This is a genomic window from Shewanella sp. 10N.286.51.B7 (assembly GCF_002873615.1).
GTDB lineage: Bacteria > Pseudomonadota > Gammaproteobacteria > Enterobacterales > Shewanellaceae > Shewanella > Shewanella electrodiphila.
Window position 1 is genome coordinate 1 of sequence record NZ_MCUF01000043.1, and the last position, 25,196, is coordinate 25,196.

At 39.5% G+C, this 25,196-nt stretch carries 21 protein-coding genes and 1 riboswitch; of the genes, 14 read left to right on the top strand and 7 right to left on the bottom strand.

What is annotated here, in order from left to right:
- Positions 1-283: 283 nt before the first annotated feature.
- Positions 284-5,314 (top strand): S8 family serine peptidase, encoded by a 5,031-nt coding sequence (locus BCU84_RS21105; RefSeq protein WP_102528450.1) that lies wholly within the window; start codon positions 284-286, stop codon positions 5,312-5,314.
- Positions 5,315-5,470: 156 nt separating this feature from the next.
- Here the strand turns inward: BCU84_RS21105 and BCU84_RS12670 are convergent, their stop codons facing one another.
- Complete coding sequence (locus tag BCU84_RS12670) at positions 5,471-5,797, bottom strand: DUF2956 domain-containing protein (protein WP_102528451.1); 327 nt, start codon at positions 5,795-5,797, stop codon at positions 5,471-5,473.
- A gap of 157 nt (positions 5,798-5,954) precedes the next feature.
- On the opposite strand from BCU84_RS12670, the gene BCU84_RS12675 reads away from it, so the two are divergent.
- Positions 5,955-6,230 (top strand): YecH family protein, encoded by a 276-nt coding sequence (locus BCU84_RS12675; protein ID WP_102528452.1) that lies wholly within the window; start codon positions 5,955-5,957, stop codon positions 6,228-6,230.
- 150 nt (positions 6,231-6,380) lie between these two features.
- On the opposite strand, the gene gltS is transcribed toward BCU84_RS12675, so the two are convergent.
- Together gltS and BCU84_RS12685 are read right to left on the bottom strand one after the other, a co-directional pair.
- On the bottom strand, positions 6,381-7,604 hold the full coding sequence (gene gltS / locus BCU84_RS12680; protein ID WP_102528453.1) for a sodium/glutamate symporter: 1,224 nt from the start codon (positions 7,602-7,604) through the stop codon (positions 6,381-6,383).
- Positions 7,605-8,078: 474 nt separating this feature from the next.
- Positions 8,079-8,288: a molybdopterin-binding protein gene (locus BCU84_RS12685; RefSeq protein ID WP_102528454.1), complete on the bottom strand. Its 210-nt coding sequence runs from the start codon at positions 8,286-8,288 to the stop codon at positions 8,079-8,081.
- A gap of 352 nt (positions 8,289-8,640) precedes the next feature.
- A riboswitch (cyclic di-GMP riboswitch) is annotated at positions 8,641-8,718 on the top strand.
- Between the two features lie 50 nt (positions 8,719-8,768).
- On the opposite strand from BCU84_RS12685, the gene BCU84_RS12690 reads away from it, so the two are divergent.
- The 3 genes from BCU84_RS12690 to BCU84_RS12700 all read left to right on the top strand — a co-directional run bounded on the left by BCU84_RS12690 (position 8,769) and on the right by BCU84_RS12700 (position 13,816).
- Positions 8,769-10,193 carry a hypothetical protein gene (locus tag BCU84_RS12690; protein WP_102528455.1) on the top strand — a complete coding sequence of 475 codons (1,425 nt, stop codon included), beginning with the start codon at positions 8,769-8,771 and terminating at the stop codon, positions 10,191-10,193.
- 203 nt (positions 10,194-10,396) lie between these two features.
- Positions 10,397-12,163, top strand: coding sequence for an alkaline phosphatase D family protein (locus tag BCU84_RS12695; RefSeq protein WP_102528456.1), 1,767 nt, complete (start codon positions 10,397-10,399; stop codon positions 12,161-12,163).
- Positions 12,164-12,730: 567 nt separating this feature from the next.
- Entirely contained in the window at positions 12,731-13,816 is a 1,086-nt protein-coding gene (locus tag BCU84_RS12700; RefSeq protein ID WP_133146641.1) for a hypothetical protein, read from the top strand.
- Between the two features lie 76 nt (positions 13,817-13,892).
- On the opposite strand, the gene BCU84_RS12705 is transcribed toward BCU84_RS12700, so the two are convergent.
- Entirely contained in the window at positions 13,893-14,900 is a 1,008-nt protein-coding gene (locus BCU84_RS12705; protein ID WP_102528458.1) for a class I SAM-dependent methyltransferase, read from the bottom strand.
- 245 nt (positions 14,901-15,145) lie between these two features.
- Between BCU84_RS12705 and BCU84_RS12710 the strand changes: the two genes are divergently transcribed.
- Entirely contained in the window at positions 15,146-17,122 is a 1,977-nt protein-coding gene (locus BCU84_RS12710; RefSeq protein ID WP_102528459.1) for a tetratricopeptide repeat-containing diguanylate cyclase, read from the top strand.
- A 2-nt stretch (positions 17,123-17,124) separates the two neighbouring features.
- On the opposite strand, the gene BCU84_RS12715 is transcribed toward BCU84_RS12710, so the two are convergent.
- The 3 genes from BCU84_RS12715 to arfB all read right to left on the bottom strand — a co-directional run bounded on the left by BCU84_RS12715 (position 17,125) and on the right by arfB (position 18,544).
- On the bottom strand, positions 17,125-17,514 hold the full coding sequence (locus BCU84_RS12715; protein ID WP_102528460.1) for a DUF3859 domain-containing protein: 390 nt from the start codon (positions 17,512-17,514) through the stop codon (positions 17,125-17,127).
- 34 nt (positions 17,515-17,548) lie between these two features.
- Positions 17,549-17,995: a type II 3-dehydroquinate dehydratase gene (aroQ, locus tag BCU84_RS12720; protein ID WP_102528461.1), complete on the bottom strand. Its 447-nt coding sequence runs from the start codon at positions 17,993-17,995 to the stop codon at positions 17,549-17,551.
- Positions 17,996-18,127: 132 nt separating this feature from the next.
- Positions 18,128-18,544: an alternative ribosome rescue aminoacyl-tRNA hydrolase ArfB gene (gene arfB / locus BCU84_RS12725; protein ID WP_102528462.1), complete on the bottom strand. Its 417-nt coding sequence runs from the start codon at positions 18,542-18,544 to the stop codon at positions 18,128-18,130.
- 159 nt (positions 18,545-18,703) lie between these two features.
- On the opposite strand from arfB, the gene BCU84_RS12730 reads away from it, so the two are divergent.
- From BCU84_RS12730 to BCU84_RS12765, 8 genes are all read left to right on the top strand, one after another.
- The gene (locus tag BCU84_RS12730) at positions 18,704-19,057 is read left to right on the top strand and encodes an STAS/SEC14 domain-containing protein (RefSeq protein ID WP_102528463.1); all 354 of its coding nucleotides are present in this window, start codon (positions 18,704-18,706) and stop codon (positions 19,055-19,057) included.
- A gap of 58 nt (positions 19,058-19,115) precedes the next feature.
- Entirely contained in the window at positions 19,116-19,310 is a 195-nt protein-coding gene (locus BCU84_RS12735) for a DUF3012 domain-containing protein (RefSeq protein WP_102528464.1), read from the top strand.
- 227 nt (positions 19,311-19,537) lie between these two features.
- Entirely contained in the window at positions 19,538-20,620 is a 1,083-nt protein-coding gene (locus BCU84_RS12740; RefSeq protein ID WP_157936222.1) for a CsgG/HfaB family protein, read from the top strand.
- Entirely contained in the window at positions 20,620-21,465 is an 846-nt protein-coding gene (locus BCU84_RS12745) for a hypothetical protein (protein WP_133146642.1), read from the top strand. Before BCU84_RS12740 ends, BCU84_RS12745 begins: the two co-directional genes overlap by 1 nt.
- Positions 21,458-22,267, top strand: coding sequence for an ETEC_3214 domain-containing protein (locus BCU84_RS12750; RefSeq protein ID WP_102528467.1), 810 nt, complete (start codon positions 21,458-21,460; stop codon positions 22,265-22,267). Before BCU84_RS12745 ends, BCU84_RS12750 begins: the two co-directional genes overlap by 8 nt.
- Positions 22,268-22,271: 4 nt before the next feature.
- Entirely contained in the window at positions 22,272-23,534 is a 1,263-nt protein-coding gene (locus BCU84_RS12755) for a transglycosylase SLT domain-containing protein (protein ID WP_102528468.1), read from the top strand.
- Positions 23,527-24,096, top strand: coding sequence for an LPP20 family lipoprotein (locus tag BCU84_RS12760; RefSeq protein ID WP_241906428.1), 570 nt, complete (start codon positions 23,527-23,529; stop codon positions 24,094-24,096). The genes BCU84_RS12755 and BCU84_RS12760 overlap by 8 nt, the downstream gene beginning before the upstream one ends.
- A gap of 203 nt (positions 24,097-24,299) precedes the next feature.
- Complete coding sequence (locus BCU84_RS12765) at positions 24,300-24,716, top strand: hypothetical protein (protein WP_102528470.1); 417 nt, start codon at positions 24,300-24,302, stop codon at positions 24,714-24,716.
- Positions 24,717-25,196: the final 480 nt, after the last annotated feature.

Genomic DNA, 25,196 nt, shown 5'->3' on the forward strand with positions numbered 1-25,196 from the left:
TCCTTGGTTCCTATTTATTGTCTTTTTAGTAGGAATGTAAATTAGTTATCATATTTATTTTGTTCACTTCTTATCTTTTTTATATCAAAAATATTTCATTTTTGTTTCAAGTGTATGTTTATTAAGCCCTATTTATACTTTTTAAAATTTGTCATTTAATGCCATTCCAGGTGGCTATTGGTTTATTCTTAAAATCAATTAGCGCAAGATTTAAATAAAAGTTAACAATGTTCTATCTAACCCACTAAGAGGTTGGGCAATCTACAAGGATGGAATAATAATAATGAAATTTAATAAATTGCACATAATGACCCTTGCGGCCATATATGCTGGTGGTGTTGGTGCCTCAGCGGATAGTGTAAGTCACTCCACTTCAGGTTCTAATGCAAAACCTATTGTGATAACCGATGCCATTATAAAATTTAATGAAGATCGCAATAAAGACCGAATTAATCCTGAGCAATCACAACAGCGAAATAGTAACGGGCGAAATGTGCATCGTGCGGTGCATTCGCAAACTCGAAAAGTCGATTTTGTTTATGAGGCTGATATCAGTGGTGAGCAGACTTATATTATTCAATTAGTTGATTCACCCGTTTCTCTTTATCAAGGTGGTGTAGCCGGACTACAGGCAACAACTCCTAGAATCAATAAAATCCCAGCGGCACTAAGTCCACAATTACATGACAAGCTTGATGTAAAAAGCAGTGATGTAAAATCATATGTTAGCTACCTAAAACAACAACAAGAAAACGTGGCGACCGCTATTTTGAGTACTGTCGGACAAGTGAAACAAGTTGCTGATTACCAACTTGCTTTTAATGGATTAGCGATAAAAATGACTCAAGAGCAGGCAGAGCATGTGCTTGAGTTACCTAATGTTGTCAGTGTTACGCGTGAAATCATGTACGAACTACACACCGATGTCGGCCCACAGCATATTGGTGCCGATAAATTTTGGACTGGTGAAGTAACTGGTGAAGAGTTTACTGGTCAAGGTATTGTTGTAGGGGTTTTAGACACTGGAATTAACAGTGATCATGAGTCGTTTGCCGCAAAAGGTGACGATGGTTATATGCATCAACTTCCAGCTCGATATGACAGTTATTTAGGTGACTGTGAGCAGGCTGAATTTGAGTCAATGTGTAATGATAAGTTAATTGGTGTGCGCTCTTACGATGTCATTACCGACACTTATAGTGACGAAAGTTTCCAGCCAGATAAAAATTGGTGGGAAATAGACGGCCCACTTCGACCTGCAAATGGTGAAGATTATAACGGTCACGGATCGCATACAGCCTCAACCGCTGCCGGTAATGTACTATTCAATAAAGCTTACACTCTGCCTGAAATTGGCGTGGAAAGCGATGGTCAGCCTACCGACTTAATTTTACCTCGCATATCAGGCGTAGCTCCACATGCCAACGTTATTATGTATCAAGTGTGCTTACCTGGTGATGGCACCTTAAACGGCATCACCGGTTGTCCAGGTTCTGCGTTACTGGCTGGCCTAGAGGATGCCATTGCTGATGGCGTGGATGTCATTAACTATTCAATTGGTACAGCATATGGTGCTTTCCCATGGGAAGACCCAATGGAAATGGCATTCTTATCAGCACGTGAAGCAGGTATTTCAGTATCTGCATCAGCAGGTAACTCGTTTGACCCAACTGAAGCCAACGCCCGCAGAGGTGCAATTGATCATCTATCACCTTGGTTAACATCTGTTGCGGCAACCACCCACCCACGTGAATTTGGTGTAGAAGGCAAAATGCTAACAGACTTTGTTGGTGGTGAGCAGTCGCCTCTGGACATTGAAGGTAGCGGGATTACCGATGAGTACACTGGCCCAGTCGTGTTAGCTGCAGACTATGGTTGGGAGTATGAAAAATGTAATGATCCTTTTCCTGCAGACTTTTTCTTAAACTCACCTGATGGTGAGCCTTATGCTGTTGCGCCGATTGTTGTATGTAAACGTGGTGATATAGCGCGAGTCGATAAAGCTGTGAATGTTGCAACTGGTGGCGCAGGTGGTTTCATATTACGTAATGCATCTGCTAATGAATCGTTAGCCAACGATCCTTATGCCATTCCTGGTATTCAAATAAGCTATGGCGAATTTTATGGCGATAGCAGTAATGATTATTATGGTTTGTCTGATTGGTTAAATGAAGGTAGTGACCATCATTTAACGATCACAGCTTCAACTGTCGTTACTAAAGAACGTACAGCTGATATGGTGGCTGACTTCTCTTCAAGAGGCCATAATTTCGATAATCCAGAAGTTATGTCGCCAAACTTAGCCGCTCCAGGCGTCGATGTTTATGCTGCTTGGGCTGATGATATGCCGTTTTCCGCCAATGGTATCCCAAGTGATTACCACGCGATAAGTGGGACCTCGATGGCTGCGCCACATGTTGCTGGCGCTATGGCACTTTTAAAGCAAGCTCAACCTAGTTGGTCACCTGCTGAAATTCAATCAGCGCTAATGACCACTGCAAGTCTTGAAGGTATGACGCGCTCTGTTGAAGTGTATCCATTTGAAGGCATTGAGGCTGCAGGTTTTAGCGATGCGGGTAGTGGTGTGATTAATGTCGCGCGCGCCTATAAAGCAGGCTTAGTGTTGGATGAAACAGGTGACAATTACCGTGCTGCAAATCCACGTAACGGTGGCACCGTTAATACTTTGAACGTTCCATACTTTTATAACGAAGCGTGTAGTGGTTCTTGCACCATGATGCGAACCTTCACCGCGACTCAAGATGGCAGTTTCACCGTTGATGCACAGACTATGGAAATGGAAGGTGCCGATATGTTGGAGTTAGAGGTATCACCTAAAAGCTTCAGCTTAATGAAAGGTGAAACTCAAGCTATTTTACTGACAGCTAAAGTGTTGGAAGTGCAAGCGCCAGGTGCTGACTCATCATCTTTACGTTTATTAGGTGATGTGACGATTACTCCAGAAGGCACAGAAATGCCTATACAGCATTTGCCTGTGAGTATTCGTTATAGTGGCAAAAATATGCCTGAAAATATCTCTGGCCAAATTCATCGCCAGCAAGGCCATATTCTATCTCCTGAGATCATGACTGATGAGATTCAAAGCTTTAACAGTGCTGTAAATGGCTTAGTTAAGGCTGAATTATTTGATGTAAATATGCAACGTACTGATGTACGAGCCCTTGATAGTACTGCTCAAGCCCGTATGGATGATGGCCAAGTGGTGACCTTCTTTGACGTACCAGAAGGCACTAAACGCATCGTTTGGGAAGTCGTTAAAGCTGATTACAATGCCTATGCTTCATTGGATATTGGTCTTGATGTGAATAATGATGGTGAAATTCAGTGGTACGATGAAGCCATTTGTTACTCAAGAGTTGATAACAACGATTACTGTGCAATCAATAATCCGACCCCAGGTACATACTGGGCTTATGGTTCAAACTATAAGTTTGACCATGAGGATTTTGATAACTTAGCGGATAATATCATTTTTGCATTAGCCATCATTGGTGATGAAGATAATGGTAATTTAACTGCTCAAGGACCTGAGACTACCAATGGCATGGAGCCTTTCAATGTGCAATTGAACTATGACCTTGCTGATGCAGCCGAAGGTGATTTTTACTACGGCTATGTTGGTTTAGGTTCTGATAGCTATAATGCCGACAACCTAGGTTATTTACCTGTCAAGTTGATGCATATTGGTACCGATACTATGGTTGAAGCCAGTCAGTCACAAGCCAAAGCTGGAGATATTGTAGACTTTACCGTCTCTGTAGAGCCTAATTTATTAGGTGGTGAACGAGCACTTAACTTGAATGCAGAGCTTGCACCTGGGTTGCAGTTGCTTAGCGATTCGATTACCGTTTCTGGTCTTGAGCATTATGCAGATGACATGACTGTTGAAGGTAATAGCATTGTTATTGATACACTGCAGCCATCATCATTGGATACTAAGCGTCATTATGTATTCACCACCAATGAAACTGATAACACTTGTCGAGTGCCAGCTTCAATGCAGGGTGATGACGAACTCTATGTAGATATTCCAACTCAGTATGGTTTCACAGACTTAGGACTTAGTGGGTACTCTAACCAGTATTTAACTATTCCGATGTCGCAAAGTGGTTTACCGCATGTACCTTTGTACGGTGCACAGCAAGAAATGTTGCATGACTTGCTGCAAATTTCACCATTTGGTTATGTGAAGTTTGATGAGTTACCTGACTTCTATAACTTCCATCGTGAATTTAACGATAGCTTCCAGAGCTTCCCTGACACAATAGTTGCACCTTTGTGGCGTGGTGATGTCTATATGCCTGAAGCAAGCTTCCGTGAAGATGTTGGTGCTACTGCTAACCTTGTTTATGGTGCGGTGATTGATGATTACTTTGTATTCCAGTGGCAAGGTGGTGAAGAAATCTATAATCGCTTTACGGGTAACCGAGCGCCGGATGCTGCAGCGTATTTTGATGTTGAAACCATTATCTCTACTAAATTGGATTTTGCACCAGGGCAGCATGAAATCATGTTTGGCTACAGAGCCATTCATACTAGCAATGACCACTTTGGTTCCATTGGTCTTCACGGTTACTACGGTGAACGTGGCACCTTTGGCCCTGTAACTGGTTGGTTGAGCGATGGGTTTGCTTTTAATGATGTTAACGACAAAGTGTCTGATGGTATGTTGGTGTGTGCCAACTACCAAGGGCCTGAAAGCTCAGGTTTGAAAGTGACTTTCTCAGCTCGTGTATCTGCTAATGCTGTCGGTGTTGATAACGCACTAACAGTCAATAGCCAATATTCAGATTCTGAGTTAGTGACCGTGACTGAAGTGGTGAGTTCAGCGAGTAATATTCAACTAGCAAGCTTGAGTGATCATACTGTTGCTGAGAATACTGACTTAAGCCTTGATGTGGTTTATGTTGACCAAAAAGGGACTGTAAATGGTATTCAAGTGTCAGGTGAAAATATCACTGCGGTTGCCGATGGCGATACTGTCACTATCACGCCTGATGCAGATTGGCATGGTGAAACATTAGTGACCGTGATGGTGCACGATATGGCATATCCATCTGACAGTGCATCAACAAGCTTTATGTTAACAGTTACCTCTGATGGTATTGAAAATGGTTGTACTGACTCAGATGCAACTAATTATGATGCCAACGCTAATACCGATGATGGTTCATGCGCCTTCCCAGTTGAACAAGTGGCTGAAGAGAAGAAGTCTTCAAGTGGTGGTAGTTTAGGCTGGTTAGCATTAGGTGGATTAGGTTTACTGGCAATTCGTCGCCGTAAAACTCATTAAGTAATTAGGGCCTGTTGATCTTTCAACGTTTTTTATCTTGAACAGAAGTTAACCTGTAAAGAGCAACAGATTCCAGGTATGTTAAGCAAACTAACCTAAACAAAAGGCCTCGTGAGAGGCCTTTTTTATTGAGGAAGTTAACTTTTAACCTGAGCTCTATTGGCCGTTTAATAAGGCGTAGCTTAAAAAGCCAACCCAGCTAGCGACTAATAAAATCCATGGAAGTTTAGCGTTTGATGGATGCGCAATAGTGTTTTCTTCCTGCTCAGTATTTTCTTGCTGAGATTTTAGCTTTAGGCTTTGCTTACGCAGTTTGTCCCTTCCTCGGGCTTTGGCCTTTTGCTGCTTTTTGTATTCAGCAATGCCTTTTTCGATGCCTAGCGCAATTAACTTGGTTTGTTCTTTGGTTTGCGAAGGCTTTTGAGTGGCTTTTGCTACCTTCATTGCTTCATTTTGGGTTTCTTGAGAAATACTCTTTGCCATCACTGCCTACTGTCACCATGTAAATTCTCGCTACACTATACCCAATCTTGCTACCGAAGATAAATTGTAGATTAATTATTGTTAAACCATGAGCTATCGCAATGAGTGGGTGTGCGCTTTGTCGTAAAATGGTTTTTTCAATATAAGGAATCGTTAAATGTCTGACTCAATTCATGGTCGTAATGTTATTAAGTTGATGAAAGCGCAGAATACGCCACAGCCACATCAACAATGGCTTGCTCTTATGGCGCAAGAGTTTGGCGAAAATGCACAGTTTCACACATGTCGTGCTAGTGATATGACGGGTTCTCAGTTGGTTGATTTGTTTATCAGCAACGGCCGTTTAACTGAAACTGAAACTGGCTTTGAGATCAATCAATGTGGTCATTGTGCGGGTAAAGAGCATGGTGAAGAGGCTCACTCACACGATTAATATGTGATGGAAGCATAAGCGTGGTTATCTTTTGAATAACGCATTATGGTTCAAGATGAGAATAAAAAATGCCAGTCGATGACTGGCATTTTTGTATCTAATATCGACGATTATCGACGATTATCGACGATTCACTTTGTAAGTTGGCGGCTAACCAATCACGCTTAAATAGCCTTGCAAGATTATGGCATTAACAATATCAATAAAGAACGCGCCTACAATTGGCACTACCATAAAGGCTTGTGGAGAAGGGCCTGTTCTTGATACTAATGCACCCATATTCATTACAGCGGTTGGTGTTGCTCCCATACCAAACCCACAGTGACCACCTGCCATTACCGCGGCATCATAATTGCTACCCATCAACCTAAATGTCACGAAATAAGCAAAAAATGCCAGGATAATACCTTGAGTCAGCAAGATGATTAGTAATGGGATTGCAAGGTCAAAAATTTCCCATAACTTTAGATTCATCAATGCCATAGATAAAAATAGGGCCAATGACACTGTGCCTAATATATCAACACTTTCTTTATTGATTTTAAATCCACGGGTCAACTCAGTGATGTTAGTGATAACAACACCTAAGAATAATGCATACACAAAGTCAGGCATTTTAAGCCAAGTGAGCCCTGATTCATGTACAAAGCTGCCAAACCACTTAGCACCTGCAACACAAAGCAATAATGTAAACAAGGTTTCTAATATACGTTTTGCAGTGACTCTGTCTTCTTCTAATTGGTCATAGGTGACCAAATCAGGATGATCTTTATGATGATTACCACCAACACCATAAGATGACACTAAGTTGTTCTTATTAATTAAGCGTTGCGCGACTGGTCCGCCAATAATACCGCCCATAACAAGACCGAAAGTTGCAGCAGCCATGGCAAATTCAAGCGTATTAATGCCGTAAGAGTCTTGGAATGTTTGCGCCCATGCTGCACCAGTTCCATGTCCACCAGAGAGAGTAATAGAACCAGCAATAAGCCCCATTATTGGTTCTAAACCGAGTGCTGAGGCCATGCCTACACCGACACCGTTTTGAATAATAATGTAGAGAGAAGCAATACCTAAAAATAAAAAGACTTTACTACCACCCTTGAGTAACAGCTTATAGCTGGCCGCTAACCCAACCGAACTGAAAAACATCAGCATCAAGGTGTTTTGCATCGATAAACTAAACTGCAGACTGACATTATTAAAATGCAAAACCGTGATGATTCCAGCGATAATCAAGCCACCTACAATAGGTTCTGGAATATTGTATTTTCTGAAAACGGCAACGTGACGGTTAACGCTATGGCCGATGAATAAAACTAAAATCGCGATAAGAAACGATTCAAGCTCTCCAATTGAGTAGACTGTATTCATGAAACTCCTCTTTGTAGCAGTAAAAAACAATTACGCACTGCCGTAACGCATCACCACATGGTATGCCTTTTATATATGACTCAAATTAATTAGTTATGCTGATTATAGATTATGAAGAAGCTAAATATAATGAGATTAAAGCCAAATGAAGGATTAACCAGCTGATCCAAGCTGTAATTAACATGGTCTTAAAGGGATTGAGAGGAATGTTAGCGTAATAGTTGTGAATGTAAAGTTGCTAGGTTCAGTTTGTTGCGTTTTTGAGGGTGATAAATCCCGAGAGATCTGGCTGGTGAATTCAATCTACAGTGGTGACAAAAAGTACGCTAAATCTGATCCCGCAATGAGATTCTTGATTTCTATTGCATTAAAGAGTGGAACCCAATTATGTTATGAATTCCACTTTGTTCTGATAAACCTCATCATTCAACAAGTGATTGAAATCGCTTGTATCAAGCTAACGGTTTAGCTGAATTAGTCTACAGCAACCATCACATTGCTTGCTTTGATTATCGCGTAAGCATTACCGCCAACCACTAAACCTAGTTGCTCACAAGATTTTTTCGTCACAACAGAAGTGATTTCTACGCCTTGAGCAAGCTCGATAACTACTTCGTTGTTGACTGAACCTTCTTCAATTGAAAGAATTTTTCCAACGAGCGAGTTGCGTGCACTGATCTTCATAATGTTTGTAATCCTTGTGTGTTATTTTTTCGTATCTAAATGATACTTATAGATAATTTATATTATAAAAATGTATTTGCAATCGTCTTGTACGACTAATGAGAATAGTTTAGTCGTTATTTTGGATATTTGAGGGGTGCTTCGCACTTTAAGTGATAAAAATGTAATTTATCTTGCTAATTTATTGTCATTCTTAAGTTGTATTTTTGATATGAATTACTAGTCAAAAGTTTTTTGTTTTAATTTAAATAGTTGTTTTTCAGTTACTTATGGGTTTCGTGTTTGTCAATATTTTGACTTGTTAACCTGATGTGGTCAATGTTAAAATGTGCTTAGATTTAGGATGTAATAGATACTCTAACGGCAAACTCGTTGTAAAATGAGGACGCAAAGTGACAGCACAGGCAGGTCTGTGGGCTGCATTACTGAGTGTTAAAAGATGGCAGATTGTTTGTACAACTTATAACACTAGGATTTTATATGAAATTAACAAAGAAGTTAGGGATGCTGTTAGCACTGTCTTGCTCCACAGTTTCTATGGCTCAAGCTAATGATCTAGAGCTTGTTGCTGGTCAGTACTTTTATGGCTATGAAGACCAGTTTAATAATGGTACTTGGGGGATTATTGATGACCTCGACTTTTCAGAACTACAAGAGGAAAACCCCAATTCACTTAAACGCGAATTGAAAGCGCTTTATTCTGAAGATGGTAAAATGTACTTTGACGTGCAGTGGACTCGAAAAACACTGAAGAAAATGTTTCCTGCTGAATGGGAAAACGTAAAGTCATTGGACGGTGATGAGCGCCGAGCTGCTATCAAACAGCTCCGTAATCAAGCTTGTGACGCGCGTATGGAAGTGGGTTATGCCACTACTTACGGCATTGATGGTGAAGGTTACGCAGCAGAACTTGATACGCATGCATGTAATAATGAACAAAAGCTAGGTACAGTCAGAATGCGTACATATGTACCTACTGTACCAGGTGCTGAATACGCTATTTCAGTTAAATATCAAAAGCGCGATTATGATTATGAAAGACTTGGTGCCCGCAATGAAGAGCAAGCATTTCGCGATTTGATTGTTCGAGTCGGTTCTGAAAAGCATAAACTCTCTATTGATGCAGTTGAAGGCGAGTCATTAGATCAGGGCTTTAAGAAAGCCTGGATAACATTTACTGCTGATCGCTTTTATACACCGCTAATTCTACGTGATAGTGGCTTTCCTGATAGTTACGGTATTTTAATCCGCGGAGTTCAAGCTTTTAAAACAGCTGATAATGAACGCGAGCTGGAATGTTCGGCTTATTATGCTGCCCACACGCGAGCGTTAAAACGTTGTTTAGTTGGGGATGTCGACCCTCAATCTATCGGCTGTGATTTGACAGCTGCTAACATAGAGTGGATTCAAGGGGAAAAAGTAAGTACGAACCCTGATCGTTCTACCGTTTCGAATGTTTTTAGTACTGCTAATGATAAGTTTTTAACGCTAGGTCAAGCGGGTAAGCTTAAGTTAACCATGAGACAGAACGGTATCAATGCTGCTTGCCCTATTGCTGGTAAAACTCTTAAATTCAATGAATTTACTGCAAATGATCAAACGTATTTAACTTACGCTGAGAAAGGGGTTATCGGTATTAAGCTAATAGGCTGTGAGGACGAAAGCCAAAATGGTCGCACACTATTAGCGAACCAACACTACTCTGCGGATCCAGAAAACCCTTATGAAGTTCAAACCAGTGATATTTTTGAATACAACTTCGCTCCAGAGTTTTACCAAGGTTGTCGTTTATCTAAAGTGGTTATCACAGATAGAACAGACCAGATCCCTGAAACTCAAGAAGGCTATATTTCTTACAGTTTAGGTATTGAAGTCAACAGTCTTAATTTGACAACTGAAGATTAATTTCAGTTTTTCGACTCTAAAAAGCTACCTTCGGGTAGCTTTTTTTTTGCTGTTTAAAAGTGCTATAAAGCTCACCGAGTAACGAACTCTATTCGTCACACTTTGATCATGTTGGTGTCACAAAATTCTCTCACAATAATCCAATTAGATTAGATGCTCTAATCGTAATCGTATCAGTAACAATTATAAATAAAGGAATAGGTATGAAGTTGTCAGTGACGAGACGTGATTTTTTGGCGATGTCTTCAAAAGGTGTTGGGGCTGTGGTTGTCTCATGTGGCTTAATGGGGTGCGTTTTTGATGATGACGATGAAAAGAGCGTTAATGCAGACTTTCTTCATGGTGTAGCAAGTGGTGATCCTACTCACGATGCGATTATTTTATGGACCAGAGCAACGCCAGAAAATTCGCAAGATAACGAAGTGAAAGTGTCATGGGAAGTGGCTACAGATGAAAATTTTGACTCAGTCGTGACAGATGGCCAAATGGTAGCGACTGTAGATCAAGACTTTATTGTTAAAGTCGATGCCGTTGGTTTAGAAGCGGGCACAATTTATTACTATCGCTTTAAAACGGCTAATAAAGTGTCTGTTGTAGGTCAAGGTCGCACCTTACCTGAAGGCGCTGTGAGTGCTGCTAAATTTGCTGTTATGTCATGCGCTAATTACCCAGCCGGTTATTTTAATGTATATGAATTAGCTGCTCAGCAAGATGATTTGGATGCTGTGATCCATCTTGGGGATTATATTTACGAATATGCTCGCGGTGAATATGCCAGTGAAAAAGCCGTAGAGTATGACCGACAAGTACTACCCGAAGGTGAGCTATTTACATTGGCCGATTACCGTACTCGTTATGGCCAGTATCGCACTGACACAAGTTTGCAAAAACTGCATTCTGCTGTCGCATTTATTACCGTTTGGGACGATCATGAAGTCGCGAATGATACTTGGCGTGATGGCGCTGAAAATCATAATGATGACGAAGGTGATTTCGACACAAGAAAACAAGCGGCGTTGCAAGCTTACTTTGAGTGGTTGCCAATTAGACCATGGACAGAAGGTAATCATGAGGAAATCTACCGTAGTTTTGCATTCGGAGATTTAGTCGATTTACATATGTTGGACACTCGTCTGTTAGCTCGTGATAAACAATTGGAATATGCCACTTACACAGATCCTGCAACAGGTGCATTTGATAGCCAGCAGTTTATGGCTGATGTCACCAATACTGAACGCATCATGCTAGGTCAAGAGCAATTATTATGGCTGCAAAGTTCGCTATTACAATCAACGGCAAAATGGCAAGTATTAGGGCAACAAGTGCTTATGGGGAGCATGTTACTACCAGCTGCTATTGCTACACTGCAAATGAGTATTCCTGAATTTGCTCGTTTAGGCGGATTAGCGCAATTAGCAGCAAGAGCACAAGCTGGCGATCCGAGTCTCACCGCTGAAGAGTTAGCCTATTTACAACAGAACCAAGCTGAACTGACTGATGAAGTACTAGCGTTACTGCAATTACCTGCCATTCCATACAATCTAGATGCATGGGATGGTTATGCTTATGAACGTGAAGTCATTTTCGCGTCAGCTAAGTCTATGGGACATAACTTGGTTGTCATCGCAGGCGATACTCATAATGCTTGGGCAAGTGATTTAACTGATGCAGCAGGGGATACTGTTGGGGTTGAGTTTGCAACGAGTTCAGTGACATCCCCAGGTCTTGAATATTACTTAGGCTTACCAGATGAGCAAATTCCAGCAACTGAAGCGGCTTTGGTGGATCTTGTTACTAATCTTAAATATACCAATATTAACGATCGTGGTTTGTTATTACTGACATTTACTCAAGATGAGGTAAAAAGTGAATGGATGTATGTGGATACCATTGCAAGCAAGATCTTTACTGAGAACTCGTCTCGTTCACACTCCGTGACCAGTGCTGCGGGTAACCCTGCCATAAATTAAAGTGAAGCTTTGATTTTAAAGCGCGTTTTAGAGTGTGTTTGAGAGAGTATAGTAAAGCTACCTATTAGGTAGCTTTTTTGTTTACTGAGCTTCTAATTTACCCAACTTTGACTATTAATCCTTGTTAATGAATCTCTAAAAATCTTCACACTATACTCATGGAACTTGGCAGCTCAAACGGATATGCAGTGCTATCTGAAGAGTCATGTATATTGTTGATAATAAGAATTTATCTTGAGAGTAAATGCTAGTGGCGAGGTTGATGCTGGAAATGTAAGCAGAAAACATGCTAGCTTAACCTAAATGATTAAATGCTCATCTAATGATGAGTGAAGTTGTGGTCGTTAGAAAGGGAAGGTTACGCCAAGGATGTCGAACAAAAAAATGTTTAACTCATATTTCAAAAAACAGCTATTTACCCCGTTATATATAAAGTCATTGCTTAAAAGCCCATTGCTAGGCCCTCAGTTTAATTCAAAATTTATATTGTCTGTTGGGGTGCTAAGTTGCTCTCTATTGAGTGCTTGTAGCTCAACAACATCAACACCCTCAGCGGCTTCATTACCCATGCCGGAAACTGCGAGCTATTTCATCAAGTCCGAAGCGCCATCAACAGTGCCTTCAATTGAAAGTTTGTCAGAGTTACTACCACAGCAGAAACAAGAGCTTAATGAATTTATAGCCCGTGACGATATTGTCGGCTTGTCGAAAAGGTATCAAGTTTCCCGATTTATTGAAGATAAAATGGTCAACTTTAATTATGAGGGCTTGAATTACAGCACTTCTCAAGCTTGGCAGCAGCGCGCGGGTAACTGTATGGCATTGGCGATGCTGACCTATGGAGTTGCAAAGCATTTAGACGTAAGAGCTGTATTTCAGGTCGTTCACTCGGCACCATTATTAACGCATATTTCTAATGACCTTATTGTAACGTCTGATCATGTTCGAACATTTTTGTATGAAACCGATGCTGGCGGCGTGTATTTAAACGGTAGTGAATTTACTGTGATTGACTATTTCCCAGATAGCAATGATCGCACAGGTGGGGTGGTGAGTGAGCATGAATTTATTGCAATGTTTTATCGTAACCTTGCAGCTGATGCTTTATTAGCGGGCGAATTAACCTATGCTTATACACTTCTTGAAAAAGGGCTCTCGTTGGCTCCTCGGTATGTACCATTGATCAATATGATGGCAGTAGTGCATAGACGCGTTGCCGAACACCAAATTGCAGATGCGTATTATCAATATGGGTTACAGTTTGAATCGAATTCACTTAGCTTGTTGAGTAACTATCAATACTCCCTGTCTGAACAAGGAAAAGCACTTGAAGCGGATGCCGTTCTTCAGCAATTGCTACAACTTGAAAATGATACCCCCTACGGTTGGTATTCGATGGGAATAGAGGCATTAACTTTACAACATTATTCAGCGGCAGAAACTTATTTTAAAAAGTTCATTAATAACAGCCCTTATTATCATCAAGCTTATTATGAATTGGCGAAAGCGCAGAATGCTTTGGGGAAATATGTCAGTGCTGAAAAAAACATTCAACAAGCGTTATCACTTACTTCAATGGGCGAGAGTCAGCAGAAGTATTTAGCCAAGTTGAATTGGCTAAAGCAATCTACAAAGCAAGAAGTGGTTGAGTGACAGCTGTTGTACCTTTGCGTTTCATTTGCATAAAAACCATTAACTGGCTTTTATGCAAACTTAATGTTCTGTATGGCTAATCAATATTTAACGCCACGATTTTTAACGGGTGGTTATCATCAAATGAAGGGAAGTCTTCATGGCAATGAAGCCATTCGATAGCGCTTACCTGACGCCCTTGCTTTTCTACACAGCGTACTAGGCTATTTAACCAAGCTTCTCGGTCAACTTTAGCGACATTATTACAACAAACAATAGTACCGCCGTCTTTTGTGGCTAACATGGCAGGTTTAAATAAACCTTGATAATCATTAATTAAATCAACGGTACCGAAAGGGCTTTTAGCGAAACGAGGTGGGTCTAAAAAGACTAGGTCAAATTGAGTTGCTGCCAGTTTTGGATACTTTGGTAGTTTTTGGCCGCGACGACCGCCAACTTTAAGTCCTGCTAGCTGCCTTAGGGCAGGAAACGCATCACTTTGAATGAACTCACAAACTTCTGATACATGGTTTAGCTCTGCATTTTTCTTACCTGCTGCAAGGGCAAAAGATGAAAAATCCACATTAACAGCCCGAGTTGCTCCGCCCATAGCAGCAGCGGTACCAATACCACAAGTGTACGAAAACAAGTTCAATACTGTTTTATCTTGGCTATTGGCTCGTACATATTCTCTGCCTATACGCATATCAAGAAACAATAATGGGTCTTGGCCTTCATGGCGAAGTTTAGAGGTGAACTTTATTCCATTCTCCTGGATAACTTGTTCTGAGCAAGCAAACTCATGATGTTCAGTTTGTAAGTTGTTTTCTATTCGAGAATTTCTTTTAGCACGATCATTATAGATCACAGGCAAAGGCGTTAGAGTTGTGAGTAAATCGGTTATTTGTTCTAGTTGTTCTTCAGTTAATGTTTGATGAAATGTTTGAATAAGCCAAGCGTTACCGTAACGGTCAATATTAAGGCCATTTTCGCCTTCTACAGTGCCATGAAATAAGCGAAAGCAATCTGTTTGATTGACTTCGGATTGAGCGAGAAAATCTGCTCTTTGATTAATGGCTTGGGTTAACGAAGACTGAAGTGACATAAAAATGCTCGGTGACAAGAAAATTGAATAATGCGTAATTATACCAAGCTTGGGCGCATCTGTCGGTAAAAGCGCATTAAAACTAAATTGTAGATTTGTCTATCACTGACTAAGCTAAATAAGAGGTTAAATATCAATAAAGTGACCTAGCATGATTATTTATGTTTTAAGTGTATTGAACCGTGAAAAATCAGAATAATATTACAGGTATCTATCCCAACTTGGTTAGATTCTAGGGGTTTTAGTTGAAATCGTATAATGATCCTGCTTTTTTAAAAGTATTAATGGTTAGGTTTTTTATTGGCACACTGTTTTGCACTTTAGCTGTTAATAGTAAAGCTGATGAGGTGGTATTTGATCCTTTAGAGACTATTTATAACAGTCAGCAAGGTCGTGAGTTGGTTGAACTCTATTATCAAGCAGATGCAGAGCCTGAAAAAGTCGAAGCAGAGTTAGAGGTACTTAACAATCAAGGTGCTATAGATGAGAACCCCTATTACAAAGCCATTTATTATCGCATTAAGCATAATATAACCTTGGGGCGAACTGATATTGAACAAGCTGAAGTTATTGCGAAGGCAATGTATCAATACGGTCAAGATGTTGATCAACAATGGGTCGTGGCAGAGGCATTAACTTTAAAAGGTATTCTCGCCGCCAGACAAGGTGAAGGGGATAAAGCGAAACGCTTAATCGATCAGGCAATTGAATTAGCCTCACAGTTAAATTATCACCGCCTGTGGGCTAGAGCCTTAAATGCTAGGGGCGTATTACATTCTCGTGATTTACAATATGAAGCCTCGCTCAATGATTATCATCAGGCGATCTCCTTACTACTCAATATCAAATACAATAACTTTTTAAGTAAAGTTTATTCCAATATTTCAGTTGTTTACTCGCGGGTTAAAGATTGGCCTAATGCAATAAAATACAATGAGCTAGCAACAGATTTATATATCAACAGTGGTGCAGCGAGCTTTGAGCATTTAGTCGTGCTATACAGCAATGCCAGTCACATCATGCTGCAAGTAAATGATATTGAAGCGGCGACTGACTTCAGCCAAAAAAGTACAGCGGTCGCTCGTAAGTCAAATAATGCGCAATTAGTGGTTAACGCTCTGTGGACTCAAGGTGAGCTTTTAATCAATCAGCAGCGTTATTTAGAGGCTGAGTCTATTGTTATGGAGTGTATTGAACTGTCGGCTGGAATGTACGACCCACTAGCGCGTAATCAATGCCTGTTTGGTTTAAGCCAAGTACGTTTGTACCAGCAGAATTTTGAAGACGCTGAAACTAATGCGCTACAAGCGTTGGCTGGTTTTACTGAAATTAATAATCAAGATTTTTCACTCAGCGTGCATCAGTTATTAGCCAATTTATACCAACAAACGGAACGATTTCCTCAAGCTATCACCCATTTGATTGCTTATTACGAAGGAAGGAAAAAGCAGCTATTTGATAAACGCGAAGAGCAAATATTTGAACTGCAAATGAAGTTTGATACCCAATTACAAGAAGAGAAAATTGCCCTTTTAACCGCAGAGAATGAGCTCGCAGCAGCCACATTAGAAAAGAAAGGTTTGCAAGAGAAGCTGTGGATGCTGGTATTGGGTATTTCTTTTATCGGCTTAGTGTTTTTGATTCATCGTTATGTGACTCATGAAAAGCGAATTAAGCACTTAAGTTCCACTAACAAAAATTTATTCATGCAATCAAATAAAGATCCGTTAACGGGTCTGCATAATCGCCGTTATCTTGAAAACTTTGTCGAACATAAGGCGATAAGATCTCAGGTGAGTTATTACAGCGTCTTGATGCTTGATTGTGACAAGTTTAAAAATGTGAACGATACCTATGGTCATGAAGTGGGTGATGAAGTGCTGAAAACCTGCGCTGAAAGGTTGCAAAGCTGCATTAGAGGCAAAGATATTTTAGCTCGTTGGGGTGGCGAAGAGTTTATGGTGTTACTGGCGTTAGAATCAGCCGAACTACAACCACAGGTGCTTAAGCGATTTAATAACGTGATTGCTGAACAGCCAATGAAAATTGCCGAATTAGAGTTATCTGTGAGTATTTCAATTGGTGCGACAATGCCAGTGGCTGCTAATGAACTTGTAAAAGGCTGGCTACATTATAAAACCATGGCCGATGTTGCTCTATATCAAGCTAAAGGCCAAGGCCGAAATTGTGCTGTAATCAGCCGAAATGAAGAGGTGCTGTAGCTTTAAACGTTATGGACCTTAAAGGTTTTATCGGCAATGACTTTTCCATTCAGTTCTAATGTCATTCGCCAATTACCCACTTTATTACTCACGGGTGACCAAATACAGTCGCCCAAGTAAAACTTCCAATCGTTTTCTTTGATATACACTTCACCATCAAATGGTGGGCGGACATTGCCATCGGCATCAGGAATATCAGGATGGTAAATACAATATTTTAGTACTTGGTTTTTAGCTTTTTTAATTCGAGTAACAAAGCCAAACTCCATATCCAGTTCAGCAGGCACATGGACGGTCGCTTTCAAAAAGCGGGGTAACTCATCACTGTCTGAATCCCATTGGCTGAAGATGCCTGACTGGATAATGCTGATATCTGCTTTTAATTTACTCATGAAAGTTTACTTTATCGACGGGTATTGGCTGAAGTTACTCAGCTGATGATAAATGCTTAATCGCTGCTTGCATTGCAAACTCATAGCCTTGAATGCCTAATCCGCATATCACCCCAACAGCTTTATCTGAAAGGTAAGAGTGGTGTCTAAATGGCTCACGGGCATGCACATTGGAAATATGGACTTCAATGAAGGGAATATTCACTCCTAATAGTGCATCACGTAATGCGACACTTGTGTGGGTAAACGCGGCAGGGTTAATCACAATAAACTGAGCATCAGTTGCATGAATGGCGTTGATTAATTCAAATTCAGCATTGGACTGAATATGATCAAACTCGATACCCGCTGCTGTAGCTTGAAACTTAGCATTTGCCACTAGTGTGTCTAAATTATCACTGCCGTATAAACCCGGTTCACGACGACCTAATAAATTTAGATTAGGGCCATTCACTAATAAAATTTTGGCTTGAGTCGTCATTGAGGTTCCTTGCTAAGTTAGTGAGTCACTATTAATACATGAGCTAATGTATCTTATGTCAGTGTAATTTATCACGTTAATGAATGCCAAACGGGGAATTATTTTCATCATTATAAATGATTAAAATCTTTGCTAATAATCTGACTTTCCGCTTCGTAATGCTTTGGTTGCACCACGTTTCTTTTTCGAGTCGACCCTGCGGCGTTGGCTTCCCTTGGTTGCCTTTGTTGGAATACGTGCCTTTTGCACAATGCCGACGCCTTTCACCAATTCAATAAACTGCTCTAATGCGAGCTGACGATTAAAGTCTTGGCTGCGACTTTGCTGACATTTGATGATGATTTTTCCGCTCTTGGTTATGCGGTGATCAGCTTTTGCCAACAGCTTTTGCTGATAAAACTCCGGTAATGAAGACTGTCTGATATCAAAAATAATCTGTGCCGCAGTAGAGACTTTATTAATATGCTGCCCGCCCGCACCACTTGAACGGATAAATTGCCATTCAATTTCATTGTCTTCAATGCTGACGCGGTTGGTAATATTTATCATTTTTAGGGTTAACTTAACTATTTTTAGCGCATTAGTGTGGAGAGTTTAACAAACTTTTCTATAGTACTGCTGATAAGATTTGTTACTATCAGCAAGAATATAGGCTGTCGTTGATGAATTAATATTGTCAGCCAGCCGCAATACCGTTGGAGTTGCTTTATGTTGTGCCAAATCCCAGATATCGCCGAAGGTGTTATCAGTTTATTTGTCAGTGGCCGTTTATCTACCGAAGATTACCAAACACACTTGCAGCCGTTAATCACTCAATATCGAGAAGATAGCGGTAAAGTACGTTTATACATTGAAGCCGATGTGCTACTTGAAGGTTGGGACGTTAGCTCGTTATCGGGTGGTGATAAAGTACAATTACCGCACTTTGATGCATTAGTCTTTGTTGGCGGACCAGACTGGGTGGGCAATGCGGTCAATTTACTTGGCCCATTTATGCAAGGCGAAGTCACTTGGTATCCGCTAGAACAAAAACAACAGGCAATTGCTTGGCTTCAACAATAAAGACTGTGATGCCAATTTAATCCGTTTTAATCATGTTATTTCAAGGAAGTATTAGACAATGTTGAATAAAAAAGTAACCCACTTAGCCACCAAATTAACTGTTATTTTCGCAGCTGCAGCTTTGATATTAGGCCTTAGTGCTTGTGCACCTGAAGTGGGGAGTGAAGCTTGGTGTAAACAAATGCAAGATAAACCAAGTGGTGATTGGACTGCTAATGAAGCCGCTGATTACGCTAAGCATTGCGTATTTTAAGATTAAAACGCTAGACTATCAGTGTACTTAGTTTAGCGTATTTTTTTACCTTTAAAGTATAACTTTAGTGTCATTTTAATATCGAAAAAATACTTTTTTCAGATGTCTTTCATCCCTTTGTGTGATGCTAATTTAAGTGAATTGAACAAAAATTAATTCTGTACAAATAATAAACGATAGCTTTATGTGTCCAAACACGGATCGTTAAATTGGTTATGGAATTGACTATGAAACTTAACACCCTACTCGCCTCAATTATTATTTTTTTACTGCTTATTACAGGCTGTAAAATGACAGATATCAAAATTCCTGATCTAACAACGTTATTAAATTCATCAGAAAACTCTCTAACTATACCTGTTTCATACCTTAAACCAGCAAGGGAGCCTAGTAGCCAAAATATGCATCGAATTGCAGTTGTTTATGATAAAAGAGAACTTGAAGCTTCAAGTTTACTTGAGGCTAACTTGGCCAGTATCAAACTGAACAATTCTCCGTATTTTACACTTGTTGAGCGCTCAGCGATTGAAGCCATAATTGATGAACAAAAAATGCATGATGGCATACTGACTGACTCTGCGACCCGAGTGAAGTTAGGAAAGTTAACCGGCGCTGATACATTGTTAAGTGGCAAGCTTTCCATTAATACAATAAATACAAATTATAAAGAAGAGCGACAAGAGTGTATCAAGCAAGGAGATAATTGGTATAAGTGTGATAAGTACCGAACATATTCCGTTTCTTGCTCTAAGAAGGAAGTCGTTGCAAATTTAGACCCCAAAGCTATATCTGTTGAAACGGGCAGGATTATTTTGTCTAAGAAGTATCGTCAGGTAGCCGAACATAATTATTGCAATGATGATAATGAAGCCAATTTATCTGATGAGAAATTAACATCAGAGGCTTTAGCAAAGATATCTACTGAACTGAGGGCTGATGTGGCCCCATTTTTTGCTACGACGGATGTAGAACTTATGGAAAGTGTCAGTAGTAAAGTATCCGAAAAAGCACAAGATTTGTTCAAAATGGGGGTCGAATTTGCTGAAGAGCAGCTATACGAAAATGCATGTCTAATGTTCAAAAAATCTCAAAGTGAATATGCTTCCTCTATTGCTATTACTTATAACAATGCAGTATGTGCAGAATTTAGCGCAGATGTAGAAATGGCAGAAGCGTTTTATCATCATGCTACAGAAATGACAAATGATATAGATGCCCTTAAGTTAATCATTGCTGGCGAAAAACGGATTAAACAAAGATTAGTTGATACTAATAATGTTGAAGCTTTAAATGCTAGTGGGGCAACTTAATGCAACAACTTATTCTAGTTAGATGCTTTAAGTTTAGTATTCTTCTTTGCGCTTTTTTTACTTCATCTGTTTTTTCTTGTAGTTGTAGTCAATATTACATGCCACTCAAGGCAGAGCCTACTTGGGTGGTAAGTCAAAAAAGTAACGACTTAATATCGTTAGCATCAGGTGCCTATCAATGTAGCGGGATAAAAAGCCAAGACGAAAAGCGTGCAGATGAAGCTGCGCGAGTGTCATTATCCAAATTGATTAATACTCATGTCATTAGCGAAGAAAGGACTGCCATATCTGTTCATAACTCCATTGCAAAAAGTAAATATCAAGCCATTGCGTTACAAAAAAGTCAGCAAGTATTGAAAGGAGCCACAATATTTGATCGCTGGGTTGATCCTCAAAATTGTATCGTGTATTCAGGCATAAAAGTTTCTCAACAAGATTTGCAGGCAGGTAAAGCGGAGTTGGAACATCAATTTAAACAGAAGCTTATTGCGCATAATACTTGCATTAAGGCATCCGGTGAACAAAGCGAACAGATAAAAAGCTTATTAAGTGAAGAATTAGTACAGCAAGGCATGATGTTCAATACTGCTAAAAAGTGTGAAATAACATATTTGATAGACAATCAAGTTGAGCTACTCAAAGCTGATGCAGCCATCAATTATTTAACGATAAAGGTTCTCCATGAAAACCGCTCTATTTGGCATAAAACTTACAAAGGGAAGGGGGTTACCTTTGGAGGAAAGTCGGCAATTGAACTGTTTGAATTAGCTATGGCTGATAGTATCGATTTGTTCCATGTTGATCTTATGAATGAAGCAAAATTAGAGCGCCTTCCTTATGAGTAAATTCATGCAAGGAGTGTCAAAAGTTGCTACAGGTTCCAGTATTGAAACTGAACCAAAAGTAAAAGGCTTTTGGGCTAATCTATCGCGATTTATCATTTATTCGTCGCTTGTTTTAATGGGACTAGGCAATTGGAATGGAACAAAGAAGCTATTAACAGAAGGTTATCAAGGTTTCATTACCCACTTTACTGACAGGGTAGAAGAGCAAAAATTAAATGGTATCAACGTAGGTAACTATTTACCTTTTGTGGAAGCTAAAATAGGTGTACCACAAGTCATTAAAATTTCTTCAGTGGATCAAACACTTCAATATCGATATTACAAACAAGATAAATACTTAATGACTGTCATTAGTCGCCAGCAGCGGGTTGAAGGGCTAGTTGTTCACAGTTTAGTTCATGGCAGTATAGTGTTATCCGCTTTCTCACCAGATGTTCCATTTACAGACTTTAATTTGACTCAAGATGACATAGGGTCTATTTCAAAGCAAAACAATAGTTTCTTTTTTGACCATCATAATCTTGTTTATTTTATGACTTATCGTAATTTAGGCTCCAAAGGTATGAACTTAAATATAACTTCTGGTTTTACTGAATACGGACAGCAATACCAAGATACAAAAACACTTTTATCTCAATTAGAGCAAGCATCTATGTTAGATAAATCGGATGAAATAGAGGCGTTAGTGGGCCAACTGTTATTACAAAAGGCCAGTTTTTATGCGGTTACAGCTCTTGAGCCTGAAACGATTGCGGATGCTTTATTAACAAGACAAGAATTTAATACCTATTTCAAAGGATGAAGTGATGCGTATTTTATATTTTATAGTGATATTTTTTGTTGCTAATGATGGAGTGGCTAATAGTAAGTTTCAGGAGTATTTAAACAACAAAAATAATAAATTTGAACAATTTCAAATACAAAAAAATACCGAGTTTGAGGCTTATCGACAGCAAAAATTAGATGAGTTTGATCAATACCGTCAGCAAATAATGCAAGATTGGGTAGTACCAGATCAAACGTCTATTGAAGAAGAGGTTATTTACACTGAGGACCTTCAAACTAGAATTAAGATAAATGCCGTTACTAGAACTGTTAAGATTGAACACCTTACTGACGAGAAAGTCGAACCTAATGCGGTATATCAAAGTTTATCAAACGATCCCAACACAAAGTTAATAATCGATAATCTTGATATGGCCTCTGAAAATAGCGGAGCACGTCTCCTGACTACAGATTCTGTGGACTTAGTGGAACAGCCTACAGAAGCGGAAGCGAAGCGTGTGGTTAATAAACAAATAATCGCTCATAAAGAACAGTCCTTAGCGCAAGTTGGTATTGAAAACTCACAATCAGATAAAGCCAGTATTATAGAAACTACCAATACACGGTCAATTAAGGCTGAACAGCAATTTGAACAAAATAAGTTAAACAATCCAAGCTATAAAAATATTCAAGAACAAGTTATTCAATTACCAGACAAATTCGAATATTTTCAAGTACAAAAATATATTCCTTTCTATATAGAACAATCAACTGCTACAGATATAAATTTATCCTTGTTATTAGCTATTTCTCAAGCGGAATCTTCATTTATATCTGATGCCGAATCACATATTCCCGCATTTGGTTTAATGCAAATTGTGCCTCATACAGCAGGGTTAGATGTGGCTAATAAAGTACTCTATGAGTCACAGCCCACGCGTGAAATACTGATTGAACCCGAGAAAAATATCATTTATGGAGCAAGTTATTTACAACTTCTAACCACTCAATATTTATCGGGTATCGAACATCCACTTAGCCGTCAATATTGTATCACTGCAGCTTATAATACGGGGGCAGGAAATGTCGCTAAGGTGTTTAATAGCGACAGAAGTATGAAGTTAGTACCTGCAGTACAGAAAATAAATCTATTAGCTCCACAAGAAGTGTATCAAACACTAATTAATGAATTGCCTTACTCTGAGACACAAAAATACTTGATTAAAGTCAGTAAATTAGTGACTCGATACCAAGTGCAAACTCAACAATGGAACCTTTCAAATAAGGATATTAATGATGAATAAATTTATATTTATAATCGGACTAATTACGTTCTTGTGTGCCTGTAACAGTACGGCTCAAACAGAATCGATGCCTTTAGATTCCAACGACTCAATCCCTAGTTGGGTGTTGATGCCCACCAGTGAAACTGGGTTAGCGTCATCAAGTTGTGTGCTATGGGGAGGCAATATGTCAGCGGCTAGAGGCCAAGCAATAGCCAATGCAAGAGCTGATTTAGCAACGCAGATTCAAATTCGAGCTAAGGTAATGGATCAAACTAAGAATAGCCAAATCCAGCAAGGGCTGGAGGTGCAAACTCAATCTTCTTTCTATGGAGTCAGTAATCAAGTCGCTGAACAAAGTTTGACTGGAGCAAAAACAAAAGAAATTGCTTTTGCGCGACTTGATAATCAAAAGCAGCTTTGTGCACTGGTTGAAATGGAAAACACGGAGGCACTATTTGAAAAACTGTTAACAGCAGCAGGTGCTACAATAGACCCAAGTTCGAGAGAAGCAATGTATATTGACTTTAGAACGACTGAAATAACTAAAGAGTTACAAATGCAATTAGATTCAATGAATTAATTTGATACTTTAATTGTGATTTAGATTAATATTTTAAGATTTTTCACTAGTCGATTGAGAACTTTTAGCTAAACTCTAGGTCATATTTAATGAGAGCTAGCTGACACTAGTTAGCTCATTTTTATTTATTTTAGTTGCTTATTTTAGTACTTATTTTAGTTACTTATTTCAGCTCGTTATTGTTATGAATAAAAGGTTTTTACTTGTCACTTTCCACGTTTAGACAATTTGCTAAATTAATGGTCGCCGTTATGTTGCTGCAATTTATCAGCACTAACTTAGGTGAGCATCAATTACATCTTGGTGAAAGTGAAAATGAGCAAGTAAACCATTCACACCTCGTTTTTTCAGCGCCTGCTGATAGCTGTGATAAGGGCGATGATTTAGCCCACTTATTTAATACCCATTCAAACATTGAACGCCACGAACACATAGTATCTTCTGATACTCAGAGCTATGAATTGTGTTTAGATTGTCAGTGCCATGGTGGCTATAGTGCAACGATTGATGTCGTTGCTCATTTACTGCCTGCGGCCATTATTTCTGAGTCGCCCCATACCTTTATTCAAGCTTATATTCCACCTGACGCTCGCCTAAGTTACCGCCCTCCCATTGCGTAATCAGTTAACTCTATAACTGATTAACTCTGCAAATTTTAAAACTTGTTTGGCTTTTTTGCCGATGATATTGCTGTGCATGCTTGCGCATTAATACTTTCAGTTGTGCTTGGCACTAATTAGTGCTCGGGCATTAGCTAGCGAACAGTATTGAATTGCGTTTAGTGCAAGCGGCTCATCGCCATAAATATTGCTTATACAGAATCCACAAGTTTTGCTTGTTAATCATCACTTAATTTTACTGTTTTGACCTTTGTCGAAACGAGAATAAATGATGAAAAAATCGATTTTTTCCTCAGCGCTGATTGTACATTTCTGTGCAATGACTTCCTCTGCTAAAGCGGCTAGTGACCGAGTTCCTAGCGTTCCAAGGTCCAGTAGTTGCGGGATTTTATTCAACATTACTTTCAAAATTAAGCTTCAAAATTAAGCTCCAAAAATTAAGTGGATGCGAAGCAATTCCCCCAATCATTTTTCAATAAA